The sequence below is a fragment of the Caulobacter sp. NIBR2454 genome, from assembly GCF_027474405.1.
In the GTDB taxonomy this organism is placed as follows: Bacteria; Pseudomonadota; Alphaproteobacteria; order Caulobacterales; family Caulobacteraceae; genus Caulobacter.
On record NZ_CP114871.1, the window covers coordinates 3,227,449 to 3,251,381 of the forward strand.

21 protein-coding genes are annotated in these 23,933 nt (G+C 66.4%); 9 read left to right on the forward strand and 12 right to left on the reverse strand.

What is annotated here, in order from left to right; all coding sequences use genetic code 11:
- Positions 1-27 precede the first annotated feature (27 nt).
- Positions 28-2,055 (reverse strand): M13 family metallopeptidase, encoded by a 2,028-nt coding sequence (locus tag O5K31_RS15775; protein ID WP_269714699.1) that lies wholly within the window; start codon positions 2,053-2,055, stop codon positions 28-30.
- A complete protein-coding gene (locus O5K31_RS15780; RefSeq protein ID WP_269714700.1) occupies positions 2,048-2,632 on the reverse strand; it encodes a cysteine hydrolase family protein in 585 nt (194 codons plus the stop codon). The genes O5K31_RS15775 and O5K31_RS15780 overlap by 8 nt, the downstream gene beginning before the upstream one ends.
- A gap of 98 nt (positions 2,633-2,730) precedes the next feature.
- Between O5K31_RS15780 and O5K31_RS15785 the strand changes: the two genes are divergently transcribed.
- A complete protein-coding gene (locus tag O5K31_RS15785; RefSeq protein ID WP_269714701.1) occupies positions 2,731-3,204 on the forward strand; it encodes an Lrp/AsnC family transcriptional regulator in 474 nt (157 codons plus the stop codon).
- Positions 3,205-3,217: 13 nt separating this feature from the next.
- On the opposite strand, the gene O5K31_RS15790 is transcribed toward O5K31_RS15785, so the two are convergent.
- The 9 genes from O5K31_RS15790 to O5K31_RS15830 form a co-directional block, all read right to left on the reverse strand.
- Positions 3,218-4,201 (reverse strand): type II secretion system F family protein, encoded by a 984-nt coding sequence (locus tag O5K31_RS15790; protein WP_269714702.1) that lies wholly within the window; start codon positions 4,199-4,201, stop codon positions 3,218-3,220.
- Between the two features lie 8 nt (positions 4,202-4,209).
- Positions 4,210-5,178 carry a type II secretion system F family protein gene (locus O5K31_RS15795; protein ID WP_269714703.1) on the reverse strand — a complete coding sequence of 323 codons (969 nt, stop codon included), beginning with the start codon at positions 5,176-5,178 and terminating at the stop codon, positions 4,210-4,212.
- On the reverse strand, positions 5,179-6,627 hold the full coding sequence (locus O5K31_RS15800) for a CpaF family protein (RefSeq protein ID WP_269714704.1): 1,449 nt from the start codon (positions 6,625-6,627) through the stop codon (positions 5,179-5,181).
- A gap of 4 nt (positions 6,628-6,631) precedes the next feature.
- Positions 6,632-8,314 (reverse strand): AAA family ATPase, encoded by a 1,683-nt coding sequence (locus O5K31_RS15805; RefSeq protein ID WP_269714705.1) that lies wholly within the window; start codon positions 8,312-8,314, stop codon positions 6,632-6,634.
- A complete protein-coding gene (locus tag O5K31_RS15810) occupies positions 8,314-8,961 on the reverse strand; it encodes a CpaD family pilus assembly protein (RefSeq protein WP_269714706.1) in 648 nt (215 codons plus the stop codon). Before O5K31_RS15810 ends, O5K31_RS15805 begins: the two co-directional genes overlap by 1 nt.
- On the reverse strand, positions 8,958-10,547 hold the full coding sequence (locus O5K31_RS15815; protein WP_269714707.1) for a type II and III secretion system protein family protein: 1,590 nt from the start codon (positions 10,545-10,547) through the stop codon (positions 8,958-8,960). Before O5K31_RS15815 ends, O5K31_RS15810 begins: the two co-directional genes overlap by 4 nt.
- Positions 10,544-11,428: a Flp pilus assembly protein CpaB gene (cpaB, locus tag O5K31_RS15820; RefSeq protein ID WP_269714708.1), complete on the reverse strand. Its 885-nt coding sequence runs from the start codon at positions 11,426-11,428 to the stop codon at positions 10,544-10,546. Before cpaB ends, O5K31_RS15815 begins: the two co-directional genes overlap by 4 nt.
- Before the next feature lie 120 nt (positions 11,429-11,548).
- On the reverse strand, positions 11,549-12,076 hold the full coding sequence (locus O5K31_RS15825; protein ID WP_269714709.1) for an A24 family peptidase: 528 nt from the start codon (positions 12,074-12,076) through the stop codon (positions 11,549-11,551).
- 122 nt (positions 12,077-12,198) lie between these two features.
- Positions 12,199-12,366, reverse strand: a complete 168-nt coding sequence (locus O5K31_RS15830) for a Flp family type IVb pilin (protein WP_269714710.1) — start codon at positions 12,364-12,366, stop codon at positions 12,199-12,201.
- 331 nt (positions 12,367-12,697) lie between these two features.
- Here O5K31_RS15830 and O5K31_RS15835 point away from each other — a divergent pair, with 331 nt between their 5' ends.
- From O5K31_RS15835 to O5K31_RS15845, 3 genes are read left to right on the forward strand one after another with little or no spacing between them, the layout of a single operon-like run.
- Positions 12,698-13,162: a pilus assembly protein N-terminal domain-containing protein gene (locus O5K31_RS15835; protein WP_269714711.1), complete on the forward strand. Its 465-nt coding sequence runs from the start codon at positions 12,698-12,700 to the stop codon at positions 13,160-13,162.
- A 59-nt stretch (positions 13,163-13,221) separates the two neighbouring features.
- A complete protein-coding gene (locus tag O5K31_RS15840) occupies positions 13,222-13,755 on the forward strand; it encodes a TadE/TadG family type IV pilus assembly protein (protein ID WP_269714712.1) in 534 nt (177 codons plus the stop codon).
- Complete coding sequence (locus O5K31_RS15845) at positions 13,749-14,279, forward strand: TadE/TadG family type IV pilus assembly protein (RefSeq protein ID WP_269714713.1); 531 nt, start codon at positions 13,749-13,751, stop codon at positions 14,277-14,279. The genes O5K31_RS15840 and O5K31_RS15845 overlap by 7 nt, the downstream gene beginning before the upstream one ends.
- Here O5K31_RS15845 and O5K31_RS15850 read toward each other — a convergent pair.
- On the reverse strand, positions 14,276-14,770 hold the full coding sequence (locus tag O5K31_RS15850) for a hypothetical protein (RefSeq protein WP_269714714.1): 495 nt from the start codon (positions 14,768-14,770) through the stop codon (positions 14,276-14,278). The two genes, O5K31_RS15845 and O5K31_RS15850, sit on opposite strands and share 4 nt — an antisense overlap.
- A gap of 113 nt (positions 14,771-14,883) precedes the next feature.
- Here O5K31_RS15850 and O5K31_RS15855 point away from each other — a divergent pair, with 113 nt between their 5' ends.
- The 5 genes from O5K31_RS15855 (at position 14,884) to O5K31_RS15875 (ending at position 23,928) form a co-directional block, all read left to right on the forward strand.
- Positions 14,884-15,900 carry a LacI family DNA-binding transcriptional regulator gene (locus tag O5K31_RS15855; RefSeq protein ID WP_269714715.1) on the forward strand — a complete coding sequence of 339 codons (1,017 nt, stop codon included), beginning with the start codon at positions 14,884-14,886 and terminating at the stop codon, positions 15,898-15,900.
- 425 nt (positions 15,901-16,325) lie between these two features.
- Entirely contained in the window at positions 16,326-19,166 is a 2,841-nt protein-coding gene (locus O5K31_RS15860) for a TonB-dependent receptor (RefSeq protein ID WP_269714716.1), read from the forward strand.
- Between the two features lie 67 nt (positions 19,167-19,233).
- Positions 19,234-20,388, forward strand: a complete 1,155-nt coding sequence (gene pelA / locus O5K31_RS15865; RefSeq protein WP_269714717.1) for a pectate lyase — start codon at positions 19,234-19,236, stop codon at positions 20,386-20,388.
- A 23-nt stretch (positions 20,389-20,411) separates the two neighbouring features.
- The gene (locus tag O5K31_RS15870) at positions 20,412-22,475 is read left to right on the forward strand and encodes an alpha/beta hydrolase (protein ID WP_269714718.1); all 2,064 of its coding nucleotides are present in this window, start codon (positions 20,412-20,414) and stop codon (positions 22,473-22,475) included.
- Positions 22,476-22,491: 16 nt separating this feature from the next.
- The gene (locus tag O5K31_RS15875) at positions 22,492-23,928 is read left to right on the forward strand and encodes a glycoside hydrolase family 28 protein (RefSeq protein ID WP_269714719.1); all 1,437 of its coding nucleotides are present in this window, start codon (positions 22,492-22,494) and stop codon (positions 23,926-23,928) included.
- Positions 23,929-23,933 lie beyond the last annotated feature (5 nt).

The following is a 23,933-nucleotide window of genomic DNA, read 5'->3' on the forward strand; positions in this document are numbered from 1 at the left end:
GTGAAAGGCGATCTGGACGTCCTGTCGTCACCAGATTCGCGGGCGGGCTTCGGGCGGCAGATAAAGCTTGTCGCCGGGCTTCACATCATAGGCGCGGGCCCAGGCATCGTTGTTGCGCACCACGCTGGCGCGGTACCGGCCAGGAGCGTGGATTTCGACTACGATCTGCTGGCGCAGCGCCGCGTCGGTCTGTAGTCGTCGCCAACGCCGGGCGAAGGACAGGAAGAACCGCTGGTCGCCCGTCAGGCCGTCCTTGATTACGTCGGGCTCGCCGCCGAGCGACAGGACATAGGCGTCATAGGCCACCAGGACGCCGGCCAAATCCCCGATCCCCTCGCCCAGAACCTTATCCGGGTTCACGCACAGGTCGGGTTGAGGGCAGTAGGCGGCGTACTGCGCGGCCAGGGGCGCGGTCGCTGCGCGGAAGCGGGCGAGGTCCTCATCGGTCCACCATTTTCCCAGCCGCCCCTTGGCGTCGTAGATGTTCCCTAGCTCGTCGAAGCTATGGCTGATCTCATGGGCCATGCCCGCCCCGGCCGAGCCGTAGTTGGTCGCCGCGTCGCCCTGGGGGTCGAAATAGGGGGGCTGCAAAATGGCCGCCGAGAACTGCAGGGCGTTGGGGCTGAAGTTGATGATCGCGCCCACACGCTGCGGCAGGAGGCTGCTCCACTCGCCTGGATCGACGGGTTGGGACAGCTTGGCCAGCTCACGATCATAGGCGAAGGCTTCCGCCCGGCGAAGATTACCATAGGCGTCGTCTCGCCGGACCTCGAGGCCGGAATAGTCGATCCAGCGATCCGGATAGCCGACGCCGATATTCAGCGCGTCGAGTTTGGCGATCGCCGCATCGCGGGTGGCGGGCGACATCCAGACTGCCTTGGCGAGGCGCGCCCGAAAGGCGGCGCGCAGGTTCTCGGCCATGGCCACGGCCGCTGCCTTGGATTGCGGCGGGAAATAGCGCGCGACGTAGAGCCGGCCGATATCCTGGCCCAGCGCCGCCGTCGTGGCGGCGATGGCCTGCTGCTGTCGGTCGCCGAGCGGACGGCCAAGATAGGCGGCCTCCTCCTCGGCGAAGGCTTTGGGCAACACGCCTAAGGAGCGCTTGATCAGGTGGAAGGCCAGATAGTCGCGCCATGCCTCGACTGGCTGCGATTGCGCCAGCGCCGACGCCCCGGTCACCGCCGTCGGCTGCCACACGACGAACGCGTCCTGCCCGTCCAGCTTGGCGGCCTTGAGATAGACGGCCCAGTCCATGCCTGGCGCCTTGGCCGCGAAGTCCGCGCGACGCCAGGTGTTGTCGGTGTTGAACACGTCGTCATTGTGCCCCGCAGGCGCGTGGGTCGCGGCGATGGCGGTCTCCAGCGCCAGAACACGCTCGGCGCGCGCCGCCGTTTCGTCCAGTCCCGCGAGCTTCAGGATCGTCGCCACATGGGCGCGATAACGGTCCCGCACCACGGACTTGTCCGCGGCCAGATAGTCGCCGGCATTGGACAACCCCAGCCCGCCCTGCACCAGGTGCGGGACATAGCGGTCGCCATCGTGGAAGCCCTGATGGATCCACACGCCCAGCAGGCCGTCGGTCTTGCTGTTGGTCCCATCGTCCAGCCGCAAGCTGCGGCCCAGGTGCGCCGACAGAGCCTGACGGTCCCTGATGGCCGCGATGACGGCCAGTTCGTCCGCGATCGGCTTGAGCCCCTTGGCCTCGATCGCCGCCACGTCCATCCAGCTGGCGTAGAAATCGCCGACGCGATTGGCGCGCCCGGCGAGGGCGTCCCTGGCGGCTTCTTCGATCAAGACCTGAACGCGGGGCGGAGTCTCGTCCCGCAGCATGGCGGTGGTGTCCAGGTTGGCGCGTCCCGTTGGCAGCGGCGTGGTCTTCAGCCAGACGCCGTTGGCGTACGCGTAGAAATCGTCGCCAGGCCGCACGGAGGCGTCCACGGTCTGCGGGTCCGCCGCCAGAGGCGTTCGCGGCTGGGCGAGCGCTGAGCTGGAGAGGATGGCGGCGGCTCCGACCGCGCAAGCGATATTGTAGGCTAGGATGCCACGCTCAAGCATAGGCGGCCTCGCGCGCATCGAGAGCGGTCAACACATCCTGCGTCTCGACAATCTGGGCGAACTCGTCATGCAGGTCGCTCAGCGCCGCGTCGTGAACTTCCTGGGCCGAGCGCATACGGCCGTCCAGGTGAGCGCGAGCGAAAGTCGCCGTGGCGTCCGACACGACGAAGACGTGGAAGCCAAGATTGGCCGCCATGCGTGCGGTCGTCGAGATGCAGTGATTGGTGGTCAGGCCTACGAGGATCAGGGCGTCGATGCCCAACGCGCGCAGATCCTCCTCCAGCCCGGCGCCGATAAAGGCGCTGTTGACTCGCTTTCGATAGACCCGCTCCCCGGCCAAGGGCAGGGCTTCGCGCTTGGGTGCGTTGCCCGGCGTGCCCGGCCGCAGCCGTCCCTCAGGGCTGGCCGAGTCGTGATGCACGTGGAAGATCGGTGCGCCGCAGGCCCGCCACCCAGACAACAGGCGCGCGACATTGGCCTCGGCGCCAGGGTTGTTGCGCTCGCCCCAGGCGGGATCGTCAAAGCCCATCTGTACGTCGATCACCAACAGGGCGGTGTTGCGGCCTAGCGGTTCCAAGCGTCGATCCTCATCAACTTGACAGTCGTTGTTCGCTGCCGATTGTGAGGACCATGGGCGCCCGTCGCCATGAGCAAGACGGCGGCGGAGCTTTCGAAATGACTGAAAACCAAACGCCTTCTAAGCAAATCGCAGGCGCGCGAGACGCCATCGATGGCAAGCTCATCGCCCTGCTGTCCGAAGACGCGCGCATGACCCTAACCGCTCTGGCCCAGAAGCTGGCCCTGTCGCGCACGGCGGTCCAGGCGCGCATGGCCCGGCTGGAACGCGACAAGGTCATTGTCGGCTACCGCGCCGTCATCGGTTCACAGCGCGACCCGCGCGACGAGGAAGGTCTGGGCGCGGTGTTGACCCTCACCTTCAGCCAAAGACCCTGCGCGCCGGTGGTCCAGAAGTTCCGCCACTGGCCAGAGATCACAAACTACTATTCGGTGACCGGGCCGCTCGACGCCTATGTCGTGGTGAGAGTGAACACAGCGCAGGATCTGTCGCAGTTTGTGGACCGGCTAAGCGCGGTCGAGGGGGTCGCCTCGGTGAGGTCTTCTGTCATCCTGAAGGAAGATTTCGGTTGAGACCGACGGCGGCTCAACCGCCCTTCCCGAGGATGTCCTGCACCTTCATGATCGCCGGTCCCAGGATCACGACAAACAGCACCGGCAGGAAGAACAGGATCATCGGGACGGTCAGCTTGGCCGGCAAGGCCGCGGCCTTTCGTTCGGCGGCCGACAACCGCATCTCGCGGTTTTCCTTGGCCATGACCCGCAGGGCGGCGCCAAGCGGGGTGCCGTAGCGCTCGGCCTGGATCATGGCCGTGGCCACCGACTTGACCCCCGGATGATTGATCCGCCGCGCCAACCCCTCATAGGCCAGGCGGCGATCGGGCAGATAGTTGAGCTCGGCCGTTAGCAGGGTCAGTTCCTCGGCCAGCTCGATGGAGGCCGTGCCGATCTCCCCCGCGACCTTCTGCACGGCGGCCTCCACCGACATGCCGCTTTCCACGCAGATCAGCAGAAGATCCAGAGCGTCCGGAAAGGCCAGGACGATGGAGTCGCGGCGCTTCTGCGCCCGGTTGGTGACATAAAGGTTGGGCGCGTAGTAGCCGGCCGCCAGGGCCAGGACGCAGATCGCCAGCTTGTGCGTGGAAATCAGCTGCCCGATGTCCAGACCATAGACGTAGAAAGCCGCCAGCCCCGACAGGACCAAGGGCGTCAGAAAGCGGAAGAAGTAGAAGGCGGTCACCGGGCCGGGACCGCGCAGACCCGCCTGGGCCAGCTTTTCCTCGACCTTCGTATCCTCCAGCAGCGTCGACAGCTTCAGCCGATCCACGACGCGCTTCTTGATGCCGCTGTCGCTGCGCCGCAGGACGCTTGATCCTGCCTGTTCGGCGAGGGCTTCGCGGGAGCGACGGCGCAGAAGCTCGCGCCGCTCGGCCACCGACTTGAGGCGTCCCTCCAGGCCGCTCTTGTTCAGGGCAGGCGATGTGAGGGTCACCACCGTGGCGAACACCAGCACAGCGATGAAGCCCGCCATCAAATTCTGCGGCTCTACGAGTTGGGTCAGGTCAGCCATGCCCCGCCTCAGATCTTGAAGTTGATCATGCGGCGCATGACCAGCACGCCCAGGGTCATCCAGAGCGCGCCGCCCAGCAACATCAGCTGACCGCGGGGGTCGTGGAACATGGGCGTCATATATGCGGGACTGGTGATCGAAATCATCGCCATCACCCCCGGCGGCATACAGCCGATGATCAGGGCGCTGGCGACGGCTTCGGCCGACAGAGCCTTGATCTTCTCGCGCATCATCTTGCGGGCGCGCAGGACGTTGGAGAGGTTCGACAGGGCTTCGGCCAGGTTGCCGCCGGTCTTCTGCTGGATCGAAAGCACGATGGTGAAGAAGCGCAGCTCGGTGGTCGGCATGCGGCCGTACATCTTCTCCAGCGCGCCTTCCATGCTGAGCCCCAGGGCGAGGTTCTCGCCCAGCTGACGGAACTCGCCGGCCAGGGGCTCGGCGGTCTCTTCGGCGATGACCCGCAGGCAGTCATGGACCGGCAGACCCGAACGGATACCGCGCACGACAATGTCGATAGCGTCCGCGAAGTCGCCCGTGAACCTTCCGATACGCCTGTTGGCCAGAAGATCGACGGTCCAGCGCGGCAGGCCCAGTCCCGCCGAGAACGCGGCGCCGACCGCGATCCACCAGGGCTGGCCGACAAGCAGAAGGATCGCCAGAACCACCGCGGCGAGCATGCCCGAGCCGATCCAGAATTCGCGCAATCCCATGCGCAGTCCCGCCTGCTGCAGTCGCGCCGACAGGCTCGTGGCCGCCTTCTTCTGCTGACGGTCCTGATCCTTGAGGGTTTTTAGCAATTGGCGTCGGCGCGCGTCCGGCGTTTGCACGGCCGCCGCGCGCGCGATCTTGCGTCCGCCCGTCACGCCCGCCACGGCCTGGGTGCGCTTGGAGGCGCGGGTCTCGCTCGGCCCAGCGAAGACAAAGCCCAGGCCCGCCACGGCGACGAAACCCAGGATCGCGGCGACCAGGGGCAGCATCTATTCGGCCGCGTCGAGGGCTTCGGCCAGCTCGCGCTCCAGACCGTAGTAGCGGGCGCGGTCCCAAAAACGCGGGCGGGCGATACCGGTGGAACGATGGCGCCCGGTGACCGCGCCGTCGGCGTCCTCGCCGCTGATCTCGTAGACGAACAGGTCCTGGGTGATGACCACGTCGCCCTCGAGCCCAACGATTTCGGTGATGTGAGTGATGCGCCGGCTGCCGTCCCGCAGACGCGCGGCCTGGATGATGACATCGACGCTGCCGACGATCATCTCGCGGATGGTCTTGGACGGCAGGCCATAGCCGCCCATGGTGATCATGCTCTCCACCCGGCTGATCGCCTCCCGGGGCGAGTTGGCGTGCAGCGTGCCCATGGAGCCGTCGTGGCCGGTGTTCATGGCCTGCAAAAGATCGAAGGCTTCCGATCCGCGCACTTCGCCGACGATGATCCGCTCTGGCCGCATGCGCAGACAGTTCTTGACCAGGTCGCGCATGGTGATCGCCCCCTGCCCCTCCAGGTTCGGAGGCCGGGTCTCGAGCCTCACCACATGCGGCTGCTGCAGCTGCAGCTCGGCGGCGTCCTCACAGGTGATCACGCGCTCGGTGGGGTCGATGAAGGCGGTCAGGGTGTTGAGCAGGGTAGTCTTGCCCGAGCCGGTGCCGCCGCTGATCAATACGTTGCAGCGGCACGCGCCGATGACGCCGAGAACCCGCGCGCCCTCGGGACTGATGGAGCCGTACTCCACCAGATTCTTCATGGTCAGCTTGTCGCGCTTGAATTTCCGGATGGTCAGGGTCGGACCATCCAGCGCCAGCGGCGGCGCGATGACATTGACGCGACTGCCGTCCGGCAGGCGGGCGTCGCAGATCGGCGAGCTTTCATCGACCCGCCTGCCGACCTGGCTGACGATCCGCTGGCAGATGTTCATCAGCTGGGCGTTGTCGCGAAAGCGGACATTGGTCAGCTGAACCTTGCCGCCCACTTCGATGAACACCCGGCCGGCGCCGTTGACCATGACGTCAGCAATGTCGTCACGCGCCAGCAGCGGTTCCAGCGGGCCATAGCCGAGAACATCGTTGGTGATGTCCTGGACCAGATGGTCCTGTTCGGCTGCGGACATCGAGACGTTCTTGATCGCCACCAGTTCGGCGACGATGTCGCGGATCTCGGCGGCGGCCTGCCGACTGTCGAGCTGCGCCAGCTGGGCCAGGTCGATGGTGCCCAACAGGGCGTTGAAAATCGTGTTCTTGGTGGCGTGATAGAAATCGGACTGCTCGCGCACGACCTCCGCGGCGGTCGCCTCGGGCAGCTTCTTGGGCTCGGGCGCGATGCGGATGGCGGGTGTGGACGCGGGCTGCGGCCGCGTGGTTATCGACGCGCCGGCGTTCGCCGCCGCCGGAGGCCTGAGGGTGGTTACGACCTGGTCGCCGGGGCGTTTGCCAAACACGGCCTCACCCCCTCTTGAACAGGGAGGCGAACAACGACGGCTTGGCGGTCGGCGGCGCCTCGCGACGGCTGATCAGGCGGGCCAGATGTTCGATGCCCTCGGCGGCCTTGGACTTGGGCGCCGTCTCCATGACCATCTGGCCGTTGTTGGCGGCCTCGCCAAACAGCCGCGCCTCGAACGGCAGAACCAGGGAAGGTTCGATGCCCAGCGCCTCGCCGAAATCCTTTACCGGAATCTCGGGACGGCCAGGGACCCCGACCTGGTTCAAGACAAGGCGGGGCGGCAGGTCGTTCGGCCGGGTCTGGCGGATCAGATCGACGATGTTCTTGGCGTTGCGCAGGGAGGCAAGATCGGGCGTCGCCACCACCACCAGATCATCCGACGCGATCAGCATCTTGCGCTTCCAGGCGCTCCAGGCGTGCGGCAGGTCGAGCACCACGAAGGGCGCCGCGCCACGGACCTTCTGCGCGACCTCTTCGAAGGCTTCCGGCGAGATATCGTAGTCCTGGTCAAGGGTCGCCGGCGCGGCGAAGAGAGAGAGCCGTTCCGAACATTTGACCAGCATGCGGTCCAGCAGGATCGGGTCCAGCCGGTCAGGCTGCGACAGGGCGTCAGCCACCCCTTGGAGGGGGTCCTGGTTGAAGTCGAGCCCGGCGGTGCCGAAGGCCAGATCGAAGTCCGCCAGCACCGCCCCGGCGTGCAGGCGCTCGGCGATGGCGTAGGCGAAGTTGTGCGCCAGGGTGGACGAGCCGACCCCGCCCCGCGCACCGACGAAGGCGATCTGGCGACCGGCGAACGGCGTGGCCGGATCGGCGTAGAGCCCCGTCACCGCCCTGATCAGCGGCAGGGGCCGTAGGGGCGCCACCAGGTACTCGCTCACCCCGCGCCGGAGCAATTCGCGATAGAGAGCGATGTCGTTGGTCTGTCCCAGGACGATGACCTTGGTGCCGGGGTCGCAAACCTCGGCAAGGGTATCCAGCATGGCCAGCAGGCGCGGCGCCGGCTCTATGCTCTCGACCATGATGAGCGAGGGCGTCGGCTGATTCTGGTAGTATTCAAGCGCCGCGGCCAGTCCGCCCATCCGCACGGTCGTGGAGGCGCGGCTCATGCGCCGATCACCAGCCGCCGCTTCGATCAGATCGCCCGTGGCGGGCAAGGCGCAGAAGGCGTGGATCGAAATCCGAGGCACGCCCAGGTCGCTACCCGCGCCGGTCATGGCCAACTCGACGTCGGCGATCAGATCCGCGACGGGGTTGAGCGCCTCCACCGGTTCGAGCGGTTCGAAGGGAGGGGCGTCGGCCTCGATCACCTCTTCGGGCGCCTCCATCTCGAGCGCCAGCGACCCGTCATCCACAGGGTCCGGATCATGGGCTGCGGCGTCATAGGCGGACGGTTCGTAGTCCGGCGTCGTCAGATCTGGATCATAGGTCGCCACGGGCTCCGCAACGTCCCCGGCCAGATCCGGCCGCGCGGGCGGGAAGTCGGCGAAGGGATCGGCAGCATCGTCGTCGGCTTCAGCGCGCTCAGGCTCGATACTGGGCGGCGGCGGCGGCGGCGGGGTCTGGGCCGCGGCCAGAATCTGGCGGTCGGGATCGTCACCCCAAGGCGTGGCAGGGGGTGGCGAGAAGTCGTCCTCGGCCTCGAAGCCCAGATCAAAGGGGTCGGCCTCAGCCGGTTGGGCGCTCATCAGTCCACCACCGTCGAGACGGTGGCCGAAGCCTGCTCATCGCGCGCCGAAGAGGTGTTCTCGCCCTTGCGGTAATTATCCATCACCACGTCGCGGCGCGCGGCGGACGCAGGGTCCATGGCGCGGGCGCGGCCAAGGTCGCGCGGATCGGCGATCTGCGCGGCCATGTTCGCCGCGATGGAGCAGCCGAAGTTGGCGTAGGCGCCGTTGTCCTTGGTGGCGGTCAGGCTTTCCCAGCCGCCGCATTTGGCCGGCAGGGCGAGGGGGCGTTGGTAGCTGATCTTCAGCGGGCCGCCCTGCGGCGCGTCATAGCCGGCGAACACCACGGTCGCGCCCGCGGCGCTGAGCAGATCACGCGTCTGCACCGCGACGGCCTGGGTCTTGGGATCGACGCCGAGCGGGGCGGCGACGGTCACCGGGCCCGACCCCAGCTGCACCCAATCGGCGGCGAAGGCGGCGATGGCCCGGCGCTGGTTGTCGGAAAGTCCATCGGCGTGGGCGGCCAACAGGATCTCCTGCGGCTGCTCGACGACTTGGGTGCGTTGCTCCCAGGCCACCGAGGTGGTCGGGGCGTCGGGAGCCGCCGTCGCGCAGGCGCCGAGCAGGGCCGTCGATACGATCACGGAGCTGATGATACGCGCGCTCATTCGATCACGTAGCCGATCGGCCCCTTCCAAGTCTGCCCATCCGGCTGCGCCGGGGGCTTGATCAGTTTGTTCAGGCGGCCCAGCAGAACCGTCTCCGGATCGCTGGCGATCTGCAGTCCGTCGGCCGGCGTCTGGAGCTCCGAGCCGGCGGGGCCGACGATGTAGGGGGTGACCAGGATGACGAGTTCGGTCTCGCCCTTGAGATAGTCGCGCGAGCGGAACAGGCCGCCGAGCACCGGCAGCTGCATCATGCCCGGCAGGGAGTCGAGGTTCTGACGGGTCTCTTCGCGCAGCAGCCCGGCGATCATCATCGATCCGCCGGACGGGAGCTCCACCGTCGTCTCGGCGCGGCGCACATTCAGTCCAGGGACCGACAGGGCTGGACCATTGGTTCCGCTGGTGACCGAAAAGGCGCCGACGCTAGTGAGTTCGGACACCTCGGTGGACATCTTCAGCGAGATGCGGCCGCCCGACATCACCACCGGCGTGAAGCCGAGGCCCACACCGAACGGCTTATAGTCGACGGTGACGCGACCATTGTCGTCCTGGTTGACGGGAATGGGAAACTCGCCGCCCGCCAGGAATCGCGCCGCCTCGCCCGACACCGTGGTCAGATTCGGCTCCGCCAAGGTGCGAACCAATCCGACCCGCTCGAAGGCCTGTAGAGTCGCTTGGGCCTTGTTCAGACCGGGCGAGCCGGCCGTGTCGCGGGGAACCGCTACGTCGGAGTCGCGGTCGACGATGTCGCACAGGCTTCCAGGCAACCAGCCTGGACCAACGCAGGGCACCTTAACCTGCGGCTGCTTGGTAGTGTCTAGCTGGTACCCGCCCGACAGCCCGCCGACCAATCCCCCGTTCACGGCGAACCGACCGGCGTTGCTGATCAGATACTGCGCCTCGCCCAACTGGCCGAGCACGGCGCTGGTGTTGAAGCCCAGCTGCTTGATGATGTTGCGCTGGACCTCGACGATCCGCACCTTGAGCATCACCTGGTCCTTGCCGGCGATGCTGATCATGTTCAGCACGTTTTCCGGCTTTCCGACCATGCGCGTGGCGATCAGGTTGGCGCGGTCAGAGTCGACGGGATTGGCCACCTGGCCGCTGAGGATGACCCCCTCGCCCAGCGGCTCGACCGAGACACGGGCGCCGGGCAGGACGCGGTTGATCGTGTCGGCCAGGGCGGCGCCGTCCTGGTTCACGCGAATATCCAGCGCGAGGATGCGCCGGCCCGATGCGTCGAAGAACACGGCGTCGGTCTGGCCGATCCCGGTACCGAGAATAAAGATGCGACGGGGTGATCGCAGCACGGCGTCCGCCACGGCGGGGTTGGTGACCAGCAGGTCCCGCGCATCGACGGGCAGTTCGACGATGGCCGATTTACCCCTGGGCAGATCCAGGCGTCGCGCGCCGGTGGTGGACAGGTCCACGCGCAGGGCCGAACCCTGGGCGCTTGGCGCCAATGGCAGGGCGCTGACCGGTGCCGGCGCGGCGCGGCGGCGAACGACGGGGTCTGGGCCGTCGGCCGCCGCCGTGGTCGCGGACAGGGCGGCGACAGCGGCCGTCAGGATCAGACCAAGATGCTTCATGGGCGCACCGCCACGGCGCCGGTGGCGCCGGCCCGGTGAATGCGCACCACGCCCGCGCCATCCTCCGCGCTGGGGCGGGGGCCGCTGGAACCGCCAGCGTCGGCGTAGGGCCGCAAGGCCAGGACTACGTCGCCCTGAGCCTTCGCCCGCATAAGCGCTTCGGCTTCCGGAGGGCTCACCTCCAGCGTGGCGACCGCCCCGATGAGGGTGTTGGCGCCCTTGGCGGCGGCGGGGCTCTGGTCGATGGCCAGGACGCGGATGTTGGCTAGCACTGTGTCGGCCGTGAACTGCGCCTTGGGCGCCGAGCCCAGCGACAGACCGGCGGGTTCGACTTCCCGACTCTGCAAAACATCAACCCGGTCGCCGGGAAGGATGAAGCCGCCAGCCCCATTCTGGACAGAAATCGGCACGGCGACCGCGCGCATTCCGGGACGCAGGACCGCGGCCATGAAGCCGCCCTCACCGCCCCGGACGATCTTTCCGGCCAGGATCGGTTCGCCGGCCGCGATGGACTCGCGCACCACCGCGCCTTCAAGGGCCTGGGCGGCGCCTCCGCCGCCCAGCATCTGGCCGGCGGCTTCGGCGACCTTTTTGGCGTCAGATGGCTTTTCGACCGGAGCGGGCGCGGCGCCGTCGGTGATGAAGGCGGGGTTGAGCGCGTCGGCGGGCCAGGATCGCCAGGTGACGTCCCCGGCCACCAGGCGCGTTCCGATCGGCAACTCACGCGTGGAGACGAGGACCTGCGTCATGGGCGTCGAGGGTCCCGCCACCGTCTGAGCGACGGGCGCGTCCGCCGGCCGGCTCGCCATGCGCATGACGAACCACGCGCCAAGAGCGGCGATGGCGGCGACCACAAAGACCAGAATACGCGCGGCGCTCATGAACTTGACGTTTCGGCCCCTCCCGCCGCCGGCTGACTGGCCGGTAGTGCCTGGGCGGACGCAGGGCGCATCTCGCCTATCAGACGGATTCAACCTTTTGGTGATTATGGTTAACGAGCCCTAAACCGGGGCCGCCAACATCCCCTCGGAAGCTCCGAAAAGCGCTTTGGCCACGACGCCGTGGGGAAAGGCCGCGAGCGCACCCACACAAATGGCCACGCCGTAGGGCGCGCCGGCGGTCGGATCGGCCAGACGGTCCACCCAGGCGGCCCGGCCAAGGGCCAGGGGCCGCAACATCGGCGAGCGCAGCGCCAGCAGGCCGACGGCGAGGCCGCCCCCGGCCAAGGCCGTCACCAGCATGAAGGGCGCAATCGCGGGCCAGCCCAGCCAAAGGGCGGCGGCGGCCATCAGCTTGGCGTCGCCACCACCAATCCACCCCAGGGCGAACATGCCCATGCCCATCACCAGGGCGGCCATGCCGACGAGGACCGCAAGACCGGCCGCGGCCCAGCTTACGCCGCAAAGGATCGCGGCCAGCGGAAAAGCCGCGACGAGGGCAAGTGAAATCCAGTTGGGGATGGTGAAGCTGGTCAGATCCTTCAACCCGCCGACGACGAGGAGGATGGGGAAGACCAAGACAGCGAGCATCTGGAGCGACATGCGAGGCCAGTCTGCGAGGGGGCGGTAAAATGGGTCTTAAGAGAGCGCGCGCCACAAACAGAAAAGGCCGCGGCGAACCGCGGCCTTTAAAGTTTGTCTGGCGACGAGCGCTATTGGGCGAGCTCGTCCGCGGCTTCTTGCAGTTTGCCTTCAAGATTGGTGCCCAGCACGCCAAAGACGGTGATCACCGTCACGGCGATGGCCGCGATGATGAGGCCGTACTCAATGGCGGTGGCGCCCGACGCGTCTTTCAGGAAGCGGTTGAAGAACTTCGACATTGCTCGATCTCCCATAAGCAATTTTGGAAAGGGCGACCAAGGCGCAAAGCCGCGCTCACCCCGAAAAGCCTGCCGACTGTGCGGGATATCAAATTAATCGATAGTAAATACGGATATCTTTACTTGCTTTACTGAATTTAACCACGAACGCATACTGTCGCATATACGACATATATTATGATTAACTTGCATTTGCATTAATATCGGGAAACCAAGTTGAAAGCGCGAATTTTGGGCTTGGCGGCGCGCCCATGCCGGACTAGCGGGCCTTCAGACTTTGTTGACCATGACACCACAGACTCAAACATCAGCTTCCGTAGCCGAGCCCGTCATGCGCCACCCCCTTCCACGTCTGCTCGCCCTCTTGACCGCAAGCCTGGCTGTCGCTGGTCCGGCGAGCGCCCAGAGCGTGGCCGCGACCATCGATCAGGCTGTCCGCATCGCCTTCCCGGCCGCCGTTCGCGATGTCGTGGTGGGCAATCCGGCCATCGCCGATATCACCCTGCTGGACGGCCGCACGGCGGTGGTCCTGGGACGAAGCTTCGGGGTGACCAGCCTGACCGCGTTCGACGCGGCCGGCCGGACGGTCTTTGATCGCCAGATCGTGGTCGGCAGCGGCGACGCCAATCAAATGGCGCTCTATCGCGGCGCGGAGATCAACCACTACGCCTGCGCGCCGCGCTGCGAGCGCACGCCGATGCCTGGCGAGCCCGAAAGCGCCTACAAGAAATTTGAAGAGCCCTACGGCGCCTACTACGACCGCTCCAAAAAACCCTCCGGCGACGGCTCTCGCTAAACGGTCGATTAGCCTAGACGCCCTTAGGCTCGGGTTCTCTTGTCGGAGGACCTCGCCTGGTGCGCTGGCGACCACCCCATATCGTCCGAAGCTTCGCCGCCGATCGGCGCGGCGCGGCGGCTGTTGAGTTCGGCTTGGTCGCCCTGCCCTTCACCCTGCTGGTCTTCGCCATCGTCGAGCTGGGCCTGGTGTTCATGGCCTCGACCACCTTGCACAACGCGCTAGACGCCGCCTCGCGTCGGGTGCGTACCGGCGAGGTGCAGAGCGCGGGGCAAAGCGCTGCGGCTTTCAAGGCCTCGGTCTGTGAGGAGATGACCTGGCTGTCCAGCCGGTGCGATGACCTCTATCTGGACGTTCGGACCTACGCCAGTTTCGCCGGAATGACCCCCACCAATCCCGTGGTCGATGGCGACATCGACCCCGAGGCCATGAGCTTTCAGCCCGGCGGCGGCGGGGCCATCGTGCTCGTACGCGGCTACTTCCGATGGCGGCTGATTACGCCCCTGCTCAATGAGAGCCTGATCAATCTGGCGGGGGGCCAGCGAATGATCATGGCCGGATCTGCGTTTCGCAACGAGCCCTTCCCATGGTGAGCCTTACGCGCCGGCTGATGGCAGACCGACGGGGCGTCTCAGCCGTGGAATTCGCCCTGGTCGCGCCGCTTCTGATCGCCTTCTATTTCGGGGTGGCTGAGCTGACCCAGGCGATGATGGCCATGCGCAAGGTCAGCCATGTGGCGTCCACCCTCGGCGACCTGACCGCCCAGAGCGATCGGCTGAACAACGCTCAGGTGGCCGATATCTTCGAGGCCTCGCGCCTGATCCTCGCCCCCCTGCCCGCGAACGCCCTGCAGGCCCGGATCAGCAGCCTGACCGCCAATGACCAAGGGGTCGTTCGGGTGGATTGGAGCGACGGCCGTAACATGGCGGCGCTCGCGGCGAACGCTCAACACACCCTGCCGGCCGGCGTCGTCGCCCCTGGCCAAAGCACCATCATGGCCGAGGTGACGTACAACTACGACTCGCCACTGGGTTACTTCCTACCCGGTGGTCAAACCTTCAGCCGCACCTATCATCTGCGCCCCCGTCGCGTGGCCAAGGTGGAACGGGTCAGCTAGCGCATCACGCCCGGCACAACCTGTCCCGAGCGATCCGTCGACCACCCCGCCGCCCAGCCGGCGGGGCAGGCGCCCAGCAAGCGATAGCGTCGCGTCTGTTCGCGAACGACCTCTCCGCCGTCCAGGCTGCGCATGCGCATGTAGACGCTGAACTCGCGCGCCACATCACCCTTGGTGAAGTTCTCGACCAGCATGGGCCGGCCGTCCGCGACGCAGCGAATCTTCACCCGGTTCTCCAGGAATTCGGGCTGGGCGCTCAAGGCGCAGGCCTTGCCGTCATGCATCGGGATCATGCGCGTAAAGCCCGCTCGTATCTCATCGCTGGCGCACAGCGTGACCTTGGCCGCCTCATCACCATTTCTGATGACCGATACAGCCCAGAGCCGGGGCGGATTGCTGGCGGCCGCTTGACTGCTGAGCCGTTCGAACGCCGTCTCGCGCTCGCAGCCGAGAAGAAGAAAGGCGCAGAGCGTCGCGGCTGCAAATCGCAAGGTGAACCCTCCAAAGAGCACCACCATGACTTGACAGATTACAGTTGTAAATATCTATGCGACCGCAAGGCGTGGCCATGCTAGGGCCAAGCCCGCCATCAATGGGTTTCTCGATGAACGACGTGACGATCACTGATGTCGCCGACCAGAGCGGTGTGTCGCTGCGTACCGTTTCGCGCGTGATCAACGGATCGACCAAGGTCAATGCGGAGACACGGGCAAGGATCGAGGCGGTCATCGCGACGCTAGGATTTCGGCCTAGCGCGCGGGCCAGGGCGCTGGCCACCGGCCGCTCCTTCCTGATCGGCCTGATCCACGATGATCCGAACGCCCTGGTGCTGGACCCCGTGCAGAGGGGTCTGACCGCAGTGCTGGGCGCGCGCGGCTTCGAGGTGGTGATTCACCCCTGCGTCTACGGCTCCGAAGGCCTGATGGACGACGTGCGGGGCTTCATCCAGCGGTCGCGGGTTGATGGCGTGGTTTTGCTGCCGCCCATCTCTGAGCTGCCGCAACTGAACCGCGTCATCGCGGCGGAGGGCGTCCCGAGCATCTCGATAGCATCCGTCCCCATCGAGGGTGGGACCATGTTGGTGTCCATGGAGCGCGAAGCCACGCGCCTTTTGACGGAACGGCTTATCGATCTGGGACACCGCCGCATCGCCTTCATCTCCGGCCCTTCGCGGTTTCTCTCGGCGCAGCAGCGCAAGGCCGGCTTCCTAGACGCCCTGGCTGCGGCGAATATGAAGCCGTCACACATGACCGAGGGCGACTACAGCTTCGAGTCGGGGCTGGCGTGCGGGGAGGCGATCTTGAGCGGGACTGAACCGCCCACCGCGGTCCTGGCTTCCAATGACTTCATGGCCGCCGGCGTGCTCAAGGCCGCCGCCGCCTTGGGTCTATCTGTGCCAACGGACCTGTCAGTGGCGGGCTTCGATGACAGCAGCATCGCTAGAATGATCTCGCCCGCCTTGACCACAATAAATCGACCGATGCGCGCCATGGCCGAAACCGCCGCTCGGCGGCTCCTCGCCCGAATCGATGGCCAAGAGGACGGGCTCACCCACCAAGAGGCCCTGCCGATCGCCCTCTCGCTGATCGAACGCGAAAGCACGGCCAGCCCCGCCAGATAAGCGAAATCCCGAGATTTTTGGCCACAACCGCCCAAAAATCTTTTGTGCCAGCGCTGGCAAAATTTGTTGACAGGCGGCCCGCCCACGCGCTTCCTGCGCTGAACGCTGTTCAAGCCAAGAACAAGCCGGGCACGGGCAAGTCTCGATGACACCGGTATCAGGGGAGAGAAAGAAGATGCGCCTTCGAGGTGTTCGCGCTGCTGCGCGCCCGCGATCCGGGTCGATGATCCAGCCGCGCTCGATCTCCCAAACGGTCAATGAAGCCCGCCCATTTCCCCTCCTGGGCTTCGGGATCGGCTGTGCGCAGTCGGTCCCCTTTTTATCGGCTTCCTGAGGTCCGCGGGCCGGGAGCAGAGGGGTCCGACGGATGGGTCCGTCGGAAGAGATCAACGACAAGAAACCACTTGAGGGAAGGAAACGACGAGATGCAGACACGCGATGAAGCTAGAGGCGTAATCCGCCGCAGCGCTTTCCTGCTGGGAACCAGCGCCGCTGCGGCCCTGATGCTCGGCGGCGCGGCCATGGCCCAGACGCCCCAAGACGCCGAGGTCGAGGAAGTGGTCGTCACCGGCTTCCGCAGCAGTCTCGAAAAGGCTCTGGAGCTGAAGCGTGAAAGCACCGGCGCGGTGGACTCCATCGTCGCCGAAGACATCGCAAAATTCCCTGACAACAACCTGGCCGAAGCCATTCAGCGCGTGCCGGGCGTGTCGATCACTCGCGACGGCGGCGAAGGCCGCAACCTGTCAGTCCGTGGTCTGTCCGAAGAATTCACCCGCGTCCGCATCAACGGGATCGAAGCACAGGCCACCACCGGCTCCAGCCGCGGCCGCGGCTTTGACTTCAACGTCTTCGCCTCCGAGCTCTTCAGCCAGATCGACGTGCGTAAGACCCCGTCGGCCGAAATCGACGAAGGCTCGCTTGGCGCCACGGTCGATCTGCGCACCGGCAAGCCCTTTGACTATAACGGCTTCAAGCTCGCCGGCTCGGCCAAGATGGGCTACAGCGACCTGTCGAAGGACTACGATCCGCGCGTCGCTTTCCTGGTCAGCAACACCTTCTTCGACGACACCTTCGGCGCGCTTTTCTCGGTCGCCTATTCCGAGCGCGGCGTTCGTCAGAACGGCGTAAGCACGGGCCAGTTCAACGTCGGCCCGGCCGATGGCGGGTTCTGCAACGTCGCCCAACGCCCGGCCCTTTGCGCGGGCACCAACCCCGCCGCCTATGCCCTGGCGAGCGCGGCCACGACCCGTTACCCGCGCTTCCTTCGCTACCAGCAATATGAAACCCAGACCACGCGCCTGGGCCTGACGGGCGCCCTGCAATGGCGCCCGAGCGACCGCACCGAGGTCAGCCTCGACCTCATGTACTCGAAGTTCGAGTCCGAACGTAACGAGCGTCAGCTGGAGTCGATCGGCCTGAGCCGGGGCGCTTCGCAAGGCGGCAAGCCGGAGACGGTGGTTCGCGACGCGGCGGTCAACGCCGACGGCACGCTGGTCTACGCCTTGCTCGACAACGTCGATATCCGTTCGGAAAACTATCTGGACGTCTACGACACCGAATTCACCCAGTGGACCCTGAGCGGCAAGCACGCCTTCACCGATCGTCTTTCGGTGAGCGGCACGGTCGGTTACGTGTCGAACGACTTCGACAACGCGCTCGACTACATCGTCCAGATGGACCGCATCAACACGGACGGTTACTCGTTCGATGCGCGGACCACCGGTCAGAACTTCCCGGCCATCAACTACGGCTTCGACGTCACCGATCCGAACAACTGGTACATCGGCCCGACGGTCACGGTTCCGGGTGGCACCGGCGCCACCGGTCCCGATATCCGCCTGCGTCCGAACTGGAACGACAACACCTTCAAGATCGTCCAGGTCCAGGGCCAGTACGAGCTGAACGACAGCCTGACCTTCAAGCTGGGCGGCAGCCTCAAGAAGTATGAGTTCGTCGGCACCGGCCAACGCCTCGCCTCGGGCGAAGGCAACATCCCGGCGATGCCGGCCGGCTCGACCATGGCCACCCTCACCGAACAATGGTGCGGCCTGCAGAAGCTGAACGTGCCGGCGGGCACCCCCACCTGCTGGGCCAGCCCGAACCGCGACGCCATCGCCCAGGCCTATGGCGTGTTCAGCAACACGGGCCGCTTCGCCCTGTCGAGCACCACGTCCAGCGCGCGCGGCGACAACCGCTCGGTGGAGGAAGAGGACCAAGGCGCCTTCATCCAAGCGGACTTCCGGCATGAGCTGTTCGGCCTACCGGTGCGCGGCGACGTCGGCGTGCGCTACGTGAAGACCAAGCAGAGCTCGACCTTCTTCTCGACGGTGCCGACCACGGTCAATCCGGCGGGCTTCGAGCTGACCACGGTGGGCCGCACTTACGAAGACACCCTGCCGTCGCTGAACCTGGTGGTCGAGCCGCGTGAGGACGTCATCGTCCGCTTCGGCGCCGCCAAGGTGATGTCGCGTCCGGGCCTCGGCGCCCTGTCGGCGGCGACCAACGTCAACGTCGCTGGCGGTTCACGCACCGTGACCACCGGCAACCCGATGCTGGAGCCGTACCGCGCCAAGACCTTCGATGTCGCGCTCGAATGGTATCCGACGCGCGGCGCGGTGGTTTCGGCGGCGTTCTTCTACAAGGACATCAACACCTACGTTCAGAACATCACCGTCGTGGCGCCCTACTCCACGACCGGCCTGCCGGCGAGCTTGCTCAGCGGCACGGGCGTGAACGTCAACGACGACTTCAGCATCTCCAACGTGGTCAACACCCCTGGCGGCCCGCTGAAAGGCATCGAACTGAACTACCAGCAGCCCCTGACCTTCCTGCCGTGGAAGTTCGAGAACCTGGGCGTCCTGCTGAACTACACCTACGTGGACTCGCAGATCGACTACTTCCTGTCGTCGAGCTCGGCGGCGACCACGGTCAGCCGCGATCTGCTGAACCTGTCCAAGAACGCCTACAACGGCACACTCTACTATGAAGACGGTCCGTTCCAGGCGCGCGTCTCGGGCGCCTTCCGCGACAAGTACCTGACCGCTGTGCCGGCCGCCTACAACACCGACGTGGCAGGCCGTCGCTCGACCCTGTTTGTCGATTTCTCGGCCTCCTACAAGGTCAGCGACGACATCACGGTGAGCTTCGAAGGCATCAACCTCACCAACGAGAAGGACGTGTCCTTCCTCGACTCCGAGGTGCAGCGGACCAACGACTACTTCCAGGTCGGCCGACAGTACTACGTCGGCGTTCGCTACAGCTTCTAGCGCTTCAGGGCGGCCAGCCTCGCTGGCCGCCCTTTTCATATTCCTTTCAAGACGAGAGCAGTCCCGCATGCGCGCCCCCATCGCAGCGGCGATCATCGCCGCCACCTTGTCCGTCGCTCCGACGGCTTTCGCTCCCGCCGCCCTGGCTCAAGTTCAGCACCCGGCGACGCACCCTCCGATCATCCCCTTTCCAAGCCCGTTCCAGCTTCAGGTGATGTCCAAGGCCCGCAAGGTCGGAACCTCCATGCCTTCCGGCTGGTGGGCCACGATAGCCGCCAAGCCCGACGCCTGGTTCAAGACCGAAGAAGCGCGAGCCATCGGCGACAACATCATCTCCTGGCAGATCAGCGAAACGGGCGCTTGGCCCGGCGGCGATGTGGTCACCCAACCGTTCCGTGGCGAGGAAGGCCAGATCGGCTGGCGCGGTCACTCATCCAGCCTCTATCGCTTCGACCAGATGCGCTTCCTGGCCCGGCTCTATGCGGCGACTGGCGAGGAGCGTTACCGCCAGTCCCTGGATACGGGTCTGGCCTATGTGTTGGAGGCTCAAACGCCCAAAGGCGGGTGGCCCTACGGTTCACACCCGTCGCAGGCGGCGCACAATGCGCGTTACGCCACCTTCAATGACGACGCCACGACCAAGATCATGGAGTTCGTGCGCGAGGTCGCCACCGAGCCCGCCTACGCCAAGGTGAACCCGGGCCGTCAGGTCCAGGCCAAGGCCGCCTTCGACAAGGGGATCGCTTATATTCTGCGCGCCCAGATCGTCGCCGACGGCAAGCTGACCGCCTGGGGCGCCCAGCATGACGAGGTCACCTACGAGCCGCGCATGGGCCGCATGTTCGAACCGCCGGCGATCAGCGCCAACGAGAGCGCGGGCGTCGTCCTGTTGCTGATGACTCTTGAGAACCCAAGCCCCGAAGTGGTGCGCGCCGTCGAAAGCGCCGTGGCTTGGTACAAGGCTTCGGCCCTGAAGGGCGTGCGCATCGACCGTCCCGCCAATGGCGACCGGGTCGTGGTCGCCGACCCCAAGGCCAAGCCGATCTGGGCGCGATACTACGAGATCCCCACCAACCGGCCGATCTTCGCCGGCCGGGACGGCATCGTCCGCTACACGCTCGCCCCGGTCGAGCTGGAGCGCCGCGCCGGCTACGCCTGGTACGGCGACTGGGGTGATGCGGTCATCGAACGCTACCAGACCTGGGCCAAGGCTCGCGCCTGAAGGCGCAAGGAGAAGCGGACGCCATGAAGCTTTCCAAACTCGCAGCAGGCCTCTCGGCGCTCGCCCTCCTGAGCGGGGCGGCCCATGCAGCCGAGCCCAGCGGACGTGACCTTCTGATCCGGTACATCGACGGCCTCGCCGACAGCCAGCTGAAGGCCCGCGAGGCCGAACTGGCCACGATCGACACAGCCGCCAAAATGGATGCGCGCAAGACCAGGGTCAGGGCCAAGGCCCTGGACCTGATCGGCGGTCTTCCAGAGACCCGAACGCCACTCAACGCAAGGGTCACCGGCGCCTACCAGACGGACGGCTTCCGGGTCGAAAAAGTCATCTACGAAAGCCTGCCCGGCTACTTCGTGACCGCCAACGCCTATGTGCCGACGGGATCGAAAGGCCCTTTCCCCGCGGTGATCATCACGCCTGGGCACTCACCCGACGGCAAGGCCGGCGACCGCTTTGGCGGCAACCTGGCCAAGGCTGGAATCCTGGCCCTGATCTATGACGAGATCGGCCAGGGCGAGCGGCTCCAGCACTACGACCCCGAACTCGGCGCCTCCAAGGTCGGCCCGCCCACCGGCGAGCACTCCATGGCCTACTGGCAGACGGTTCCGGTGGGCGATCATGTCTCGCGCTACTTCATCTGGGACGCCATGCGCGGCCTGGACTACCTGCAGGCTAGGCAGGATGTGGACAGCGCGCGTCTCGGGGCCTTCGGCTGCTCGGGCGGTGGGACGGTTACCGCGTTCCTCGCCGCGCTCGACGAGCGGGTGAAGGCGACGGCGGTCGCCTGCTACATGAACACCTTCCGCCATGTCCTGGCCGGCCCAGGGCCGCAGGAGGCCGAACAGTCGCCGCCCGGCTTCATCGCCGCGGGTCTGGACGTGCCCGATTGGGTCGAGCTGGCCGCCCCCAAGCCCTACGCCATCATCTCCACTGAGCAGGACTTCTTCCCATTCGAGGGCGCGCGCACGGCCTATGAGGAGGCGCGTCGCATCTGGGGTCTCTACGGCGGGCAAGACCGCATCACCTGGATCACCGGCCCTGGCGGGCACGGAAACCTGGCGCCGGTCGGCGACAAGATCGTCGGCTTCTTCGCCCGCTGGCTGAACAACGACGTGACACTGCGGCCCTTCGTCGATGTCCGGGCCCCACGTCCCGAAGACAATCTGGTCACCCCGACCGGCCACGTCGCCACCTCGTTCAAGGGCGTGACGCTGCAGCAGGTGAACCAAGCCCGGGCCAGGCAAGTCGCCCCGTCCAAACCCACGCCGCAGACCCTGCGCGCGGATATCCGCTCGGTCACCCACGCCAGGGCCGTTCCGGGGTCTTCGCCGATCAGGCTGAAGGTCGGCGCGACCAAAATTGAGCAGGGTGTCGAGATTGGCGCCTGCGTCCTGGCTGGCGCTGCGGCGGGCGATCTCAATTGCCGCCTCGTCACACCGACCACATCCGGCTCCAAGCGCGCCCTGCTGCTCACCGGCCGCCCCGAACAGCTGGCCGCCGCCCGCGCCCAGACCGAGGCGCTGGCCGCCAAGGGATGGGTGGTTCTGGAGATGCCGGCGCGCGGATCTGGCGGGACCGAAGAGCTGAAGTCTCCCCTGCTGGGCGACTGGAACCTGTTGTCCCTGCGCACCCTGCTGGTGGGGGAGAGCGTAGTCGGTCTGCGGGTCGATGACGTGATCGGCGCGGTGGACGTCCTTAGCAAGCGGGACGACGTTCAGCCCGGCGTGACCGTCTACGCCCTGGGCGCCATGGCTCCCACCGCACTGCATGCGGCGGTGCTGGATGACCGCATCACCAGCCTGACCCTGGACGGCGCCTTGGCCAGCTATCGCATGGCTGTCGACAAGCCGATCCAGCGCAACCTGCCGGAGGTGCTGCCGTTCGGCGTGCTGCGCCACTACGACCTGACCGACCTGACCGCCGCCCTCGGCTCGCGGCCCGTGACTTGGGTCAGCCCGCTGAACGGCGTGGGCGAGCCCCTGCGCCAGACCCAGTTCGAGACCCTCTACGCCGATGTTCGGCGCGCTTCGTCCGCCGTCCGATGGACGACCCGCGGCGCCCGTGATCCCCTTGTCCTGCCTTAAGTCCGAGAGACCAGCCATGCCCGCGTCCACCACCACCAAGACCCCGATCTCCAACCGGCGTGCATTCCTCGGCGCCGTCGGCATCGGCGCCGTCGGCGCGGCCCTGAGCTCCGGGACATCGGCTTCGGCCCAGACCGCGCCGGCTCCGGCGACGGGCGCGAAGGCTCCCAAGACCGGGGTGCGCATCGATCCACGCGAGCTAGGCGCCAAGGCCGACGGCAAGACCAAGGACACCCATGCGGTGCAGCTGGCGCTCGACCGCTGCGCGGTCCTGGGCGGCGGCGAGGTCGTGCTGTCTTCAGGCGTCTATCTGGTGGGCGCGGTCCGCATCGGCTCCAACACCACCCTGCGCGTCGAGGAAGGCGCGACCCTGCAGGGCTCGCCCGACGTAGCCGACTATCCGGTGGTGCAGGTGCGCTGGGAAGGCCGTTGGGTCCCCGGCTATATCGGTCTGGTCTGGGCGCAGGACGCCAAGAACGTCGCCATCACCGGCAAGGGCAAAATCCTGGCGTCCAAGGACATCCACAAGCGGCTGGAGGAGAAGACCGGCCTGCGCCATCCGGCGCTGCTGGAGTTCGTCGAGGTCCATGGCCTGAGCGTCACCGATGTCTTCACCGAGCAGAACGACATGTGGTCGATCCATCCGGTCTACTGTGAGGACGTGGTCTTTCGCGGCATGACGGTCAACGGCGCCGCGGACGGCATCGATGTGGATTCCTGCCGGCGGGTGGTGATCGACAAATGCGACTTCGACACCGTGGACGACTGTATCTCCCTGAAGTCAGGGCGGGGAATGGAAGGCAATGTGATCGGTCGTCCGACCGAGGATGTGACCATCACCGACTGCGTGTTCCGCGACCGCCGCTGGGCCTGCATCGGCATCGGCAGCGAGACCTCGGGCGGCATTCGCCGGGTGCTGGTCGAGCGCTGCAAATGCCTCGCCGCTCACACCTTCGCCATCTACATCAAGAGCCGTCCGGGGCGCGGCGCCTTCATCGAGGACATCGTCATGCGCGACCTGGAAGTATCAGGCGCGGGCTACGGCTTCCTGCGTCTGAATTTCCTCGACAGCGGCAAGCAAGATCAGTTCCCGGTCCCCGGCCTTGAAGGTGTGCCCACGGTGCGCAATTTCACCTTCGAGCGCATCACGGTGAAGGACGTCCCCGTGCTGGTGGAGGCCGTGCAGATCCATCCCGACAAGCCGCTGGACGGCTTCGTGTTCAAGGACATCAAGGGCACCAGCGGGCGCGGCATCACCCTGGCCAACATGAAGAACGTGACGCTTGCGAACGTGAACGTGAACGTCTTCAGCGGGCCTAAGCTGGCCATGGACAATGTCACCGGCCAAGGCCTGGAGGGAGCCGCCCGCCTGATCCCGACCGACCGTCCCGCGCCGGTCCAGGCCGCTCAGCCGCCTTACCGCCTTGGCATGACCACGGGTCGGCCGAACTAGGCCGA

What these genes read in the sequence shown, in the direction of transcription:
- O5K31_RS15775 (WP_269714699.1), bottom strand. Translation starts at nt 2,055, where the DNA reads ATGCTTGAGCGTGGCATCCTAGCCTACAATATCGCTTGCGCGGTCGGA.
- O5K31_RS15785 (WP_269714701.1), top strand. Translation starts at nt 2,731, where the DNA reads ATGACTGAAAACCAAACGCCTTCTAAGCAAATCGCAGGCGCGCGAGAC.
- O5K31_RS15790 (WP_269714702.1), bottom strand. Translation starts at nt 4,201, where the DNA reads ATGGCTGACCTGACCCAACTCGTAGAGCCGCAGAATTTGATGGCGGGC.
- O5K31_RS15795 (WP_269714703.1), bottom strand. Translation starts at nt 5,178, where the DNA reads ATGCTGCCCCTGGTCGCCGCGATCCTGGGTTTCGTCGCCGTGGCGGGC.
- O5K31_RS15805 (WP_269714705.1), bottom strand. Translation starts at nt 8,314, where the DNA reads ATGAGCGCCCAACCGGCTGAGGCCGACCCCTTTGATCTGGGCTTCGAG.
- O5K31_RS15810 (WP_269714706.1), bottom strand. Translation starts at nt 8,961, where the DNA reads ATGAGCGCGCGTATCATCAGCTCCGTGATCGTATCGACGGCCCTGCTC.
- O5K31_RS15815 (WP_269714707.1), bottom strand. Translation starts at nt 10,547, where the DNA reads ATGAAGCATCTTGGTCTGATCCTGACGGCCGCTGTCGCCGCCCTGTCC.
- cpaB (WP_269714708.1), bottom strand. Translation starts at nt 11,428, where the DNA reads ATGAGCGCCGCGCGTATTCTGGTCTTTGTGGTCGCCGCCATCGCCGCT.
- O5K31_RS15825 (WP_269714709.1), bottom strand. Translation starts at nt 12,076, where the DNA reads ATGCTCGCTGTCTTGGTCTTCCCCATCCTCCTCGTCGTCGGCGGGTTG.
- O5K31_RS15830 (WP_269714710.1), bottom strand. Translation starts at nt 12,366, where the DNA reads ATGTCGAAGTTCTTCAACCGCTTCCTGAAAGACGCGTCGGGCGCCACC.
- O5K31_RS15835 (WP_269714711.1), top strand. Translation starts at nt 12,698, where the DNA reads ATGCGCCACCCCCTTCCACGTCTGCTCGCCCTCTTGACCGCAAGCCTG.
- O5K31_RS15845 (WP_269714713.1), top strand. Translation starts at nt 13,749, where the DNA reads ATGGTGAGCCTTACGCGCCGGCTGATGGCAGACCGACGGGGCGTCTCA.
- O5K31_RS15855 (WP_269714715.1), top strand. Translation starts at nt 14,884, where the DNA reads ATGAACGACGTGACGATCACTGATGTCGCCGACCAGAGCGGTGTGTCG.
- O5K31_RS15860 (WP_269714716.1), top strand. Translation starts at nt 16,326, where the DNA reads ATGCAGACACGCGATGAAGCTAGAGGCGTAATCCGCCGCAGCGCTTTC.
- pelA (WP_269714717.1), top strand. Translation starts at nt 19,234, where the DNA reads ATGCGCGCCCCCATCGCAGCGGCGATCATCGCCGCCACCTTGTCCGTC.
- O5K31_RS15870 (WP_269714718.1), top strand. Translation starts at nt 20,412, where the DNA reads ATGAAGCTTTCCAAACTCGCAGCAGGCCTCTCGGCGCTCGCCCTCCTG.
- O5K31_RS15875 (WP_269714719.1), top strand. Translation starts at nt 22,492, where the DNA reads ATGCCCGCGTCCACCACCACCAAGACCCCGATCTCCAACCGGCGTGCA.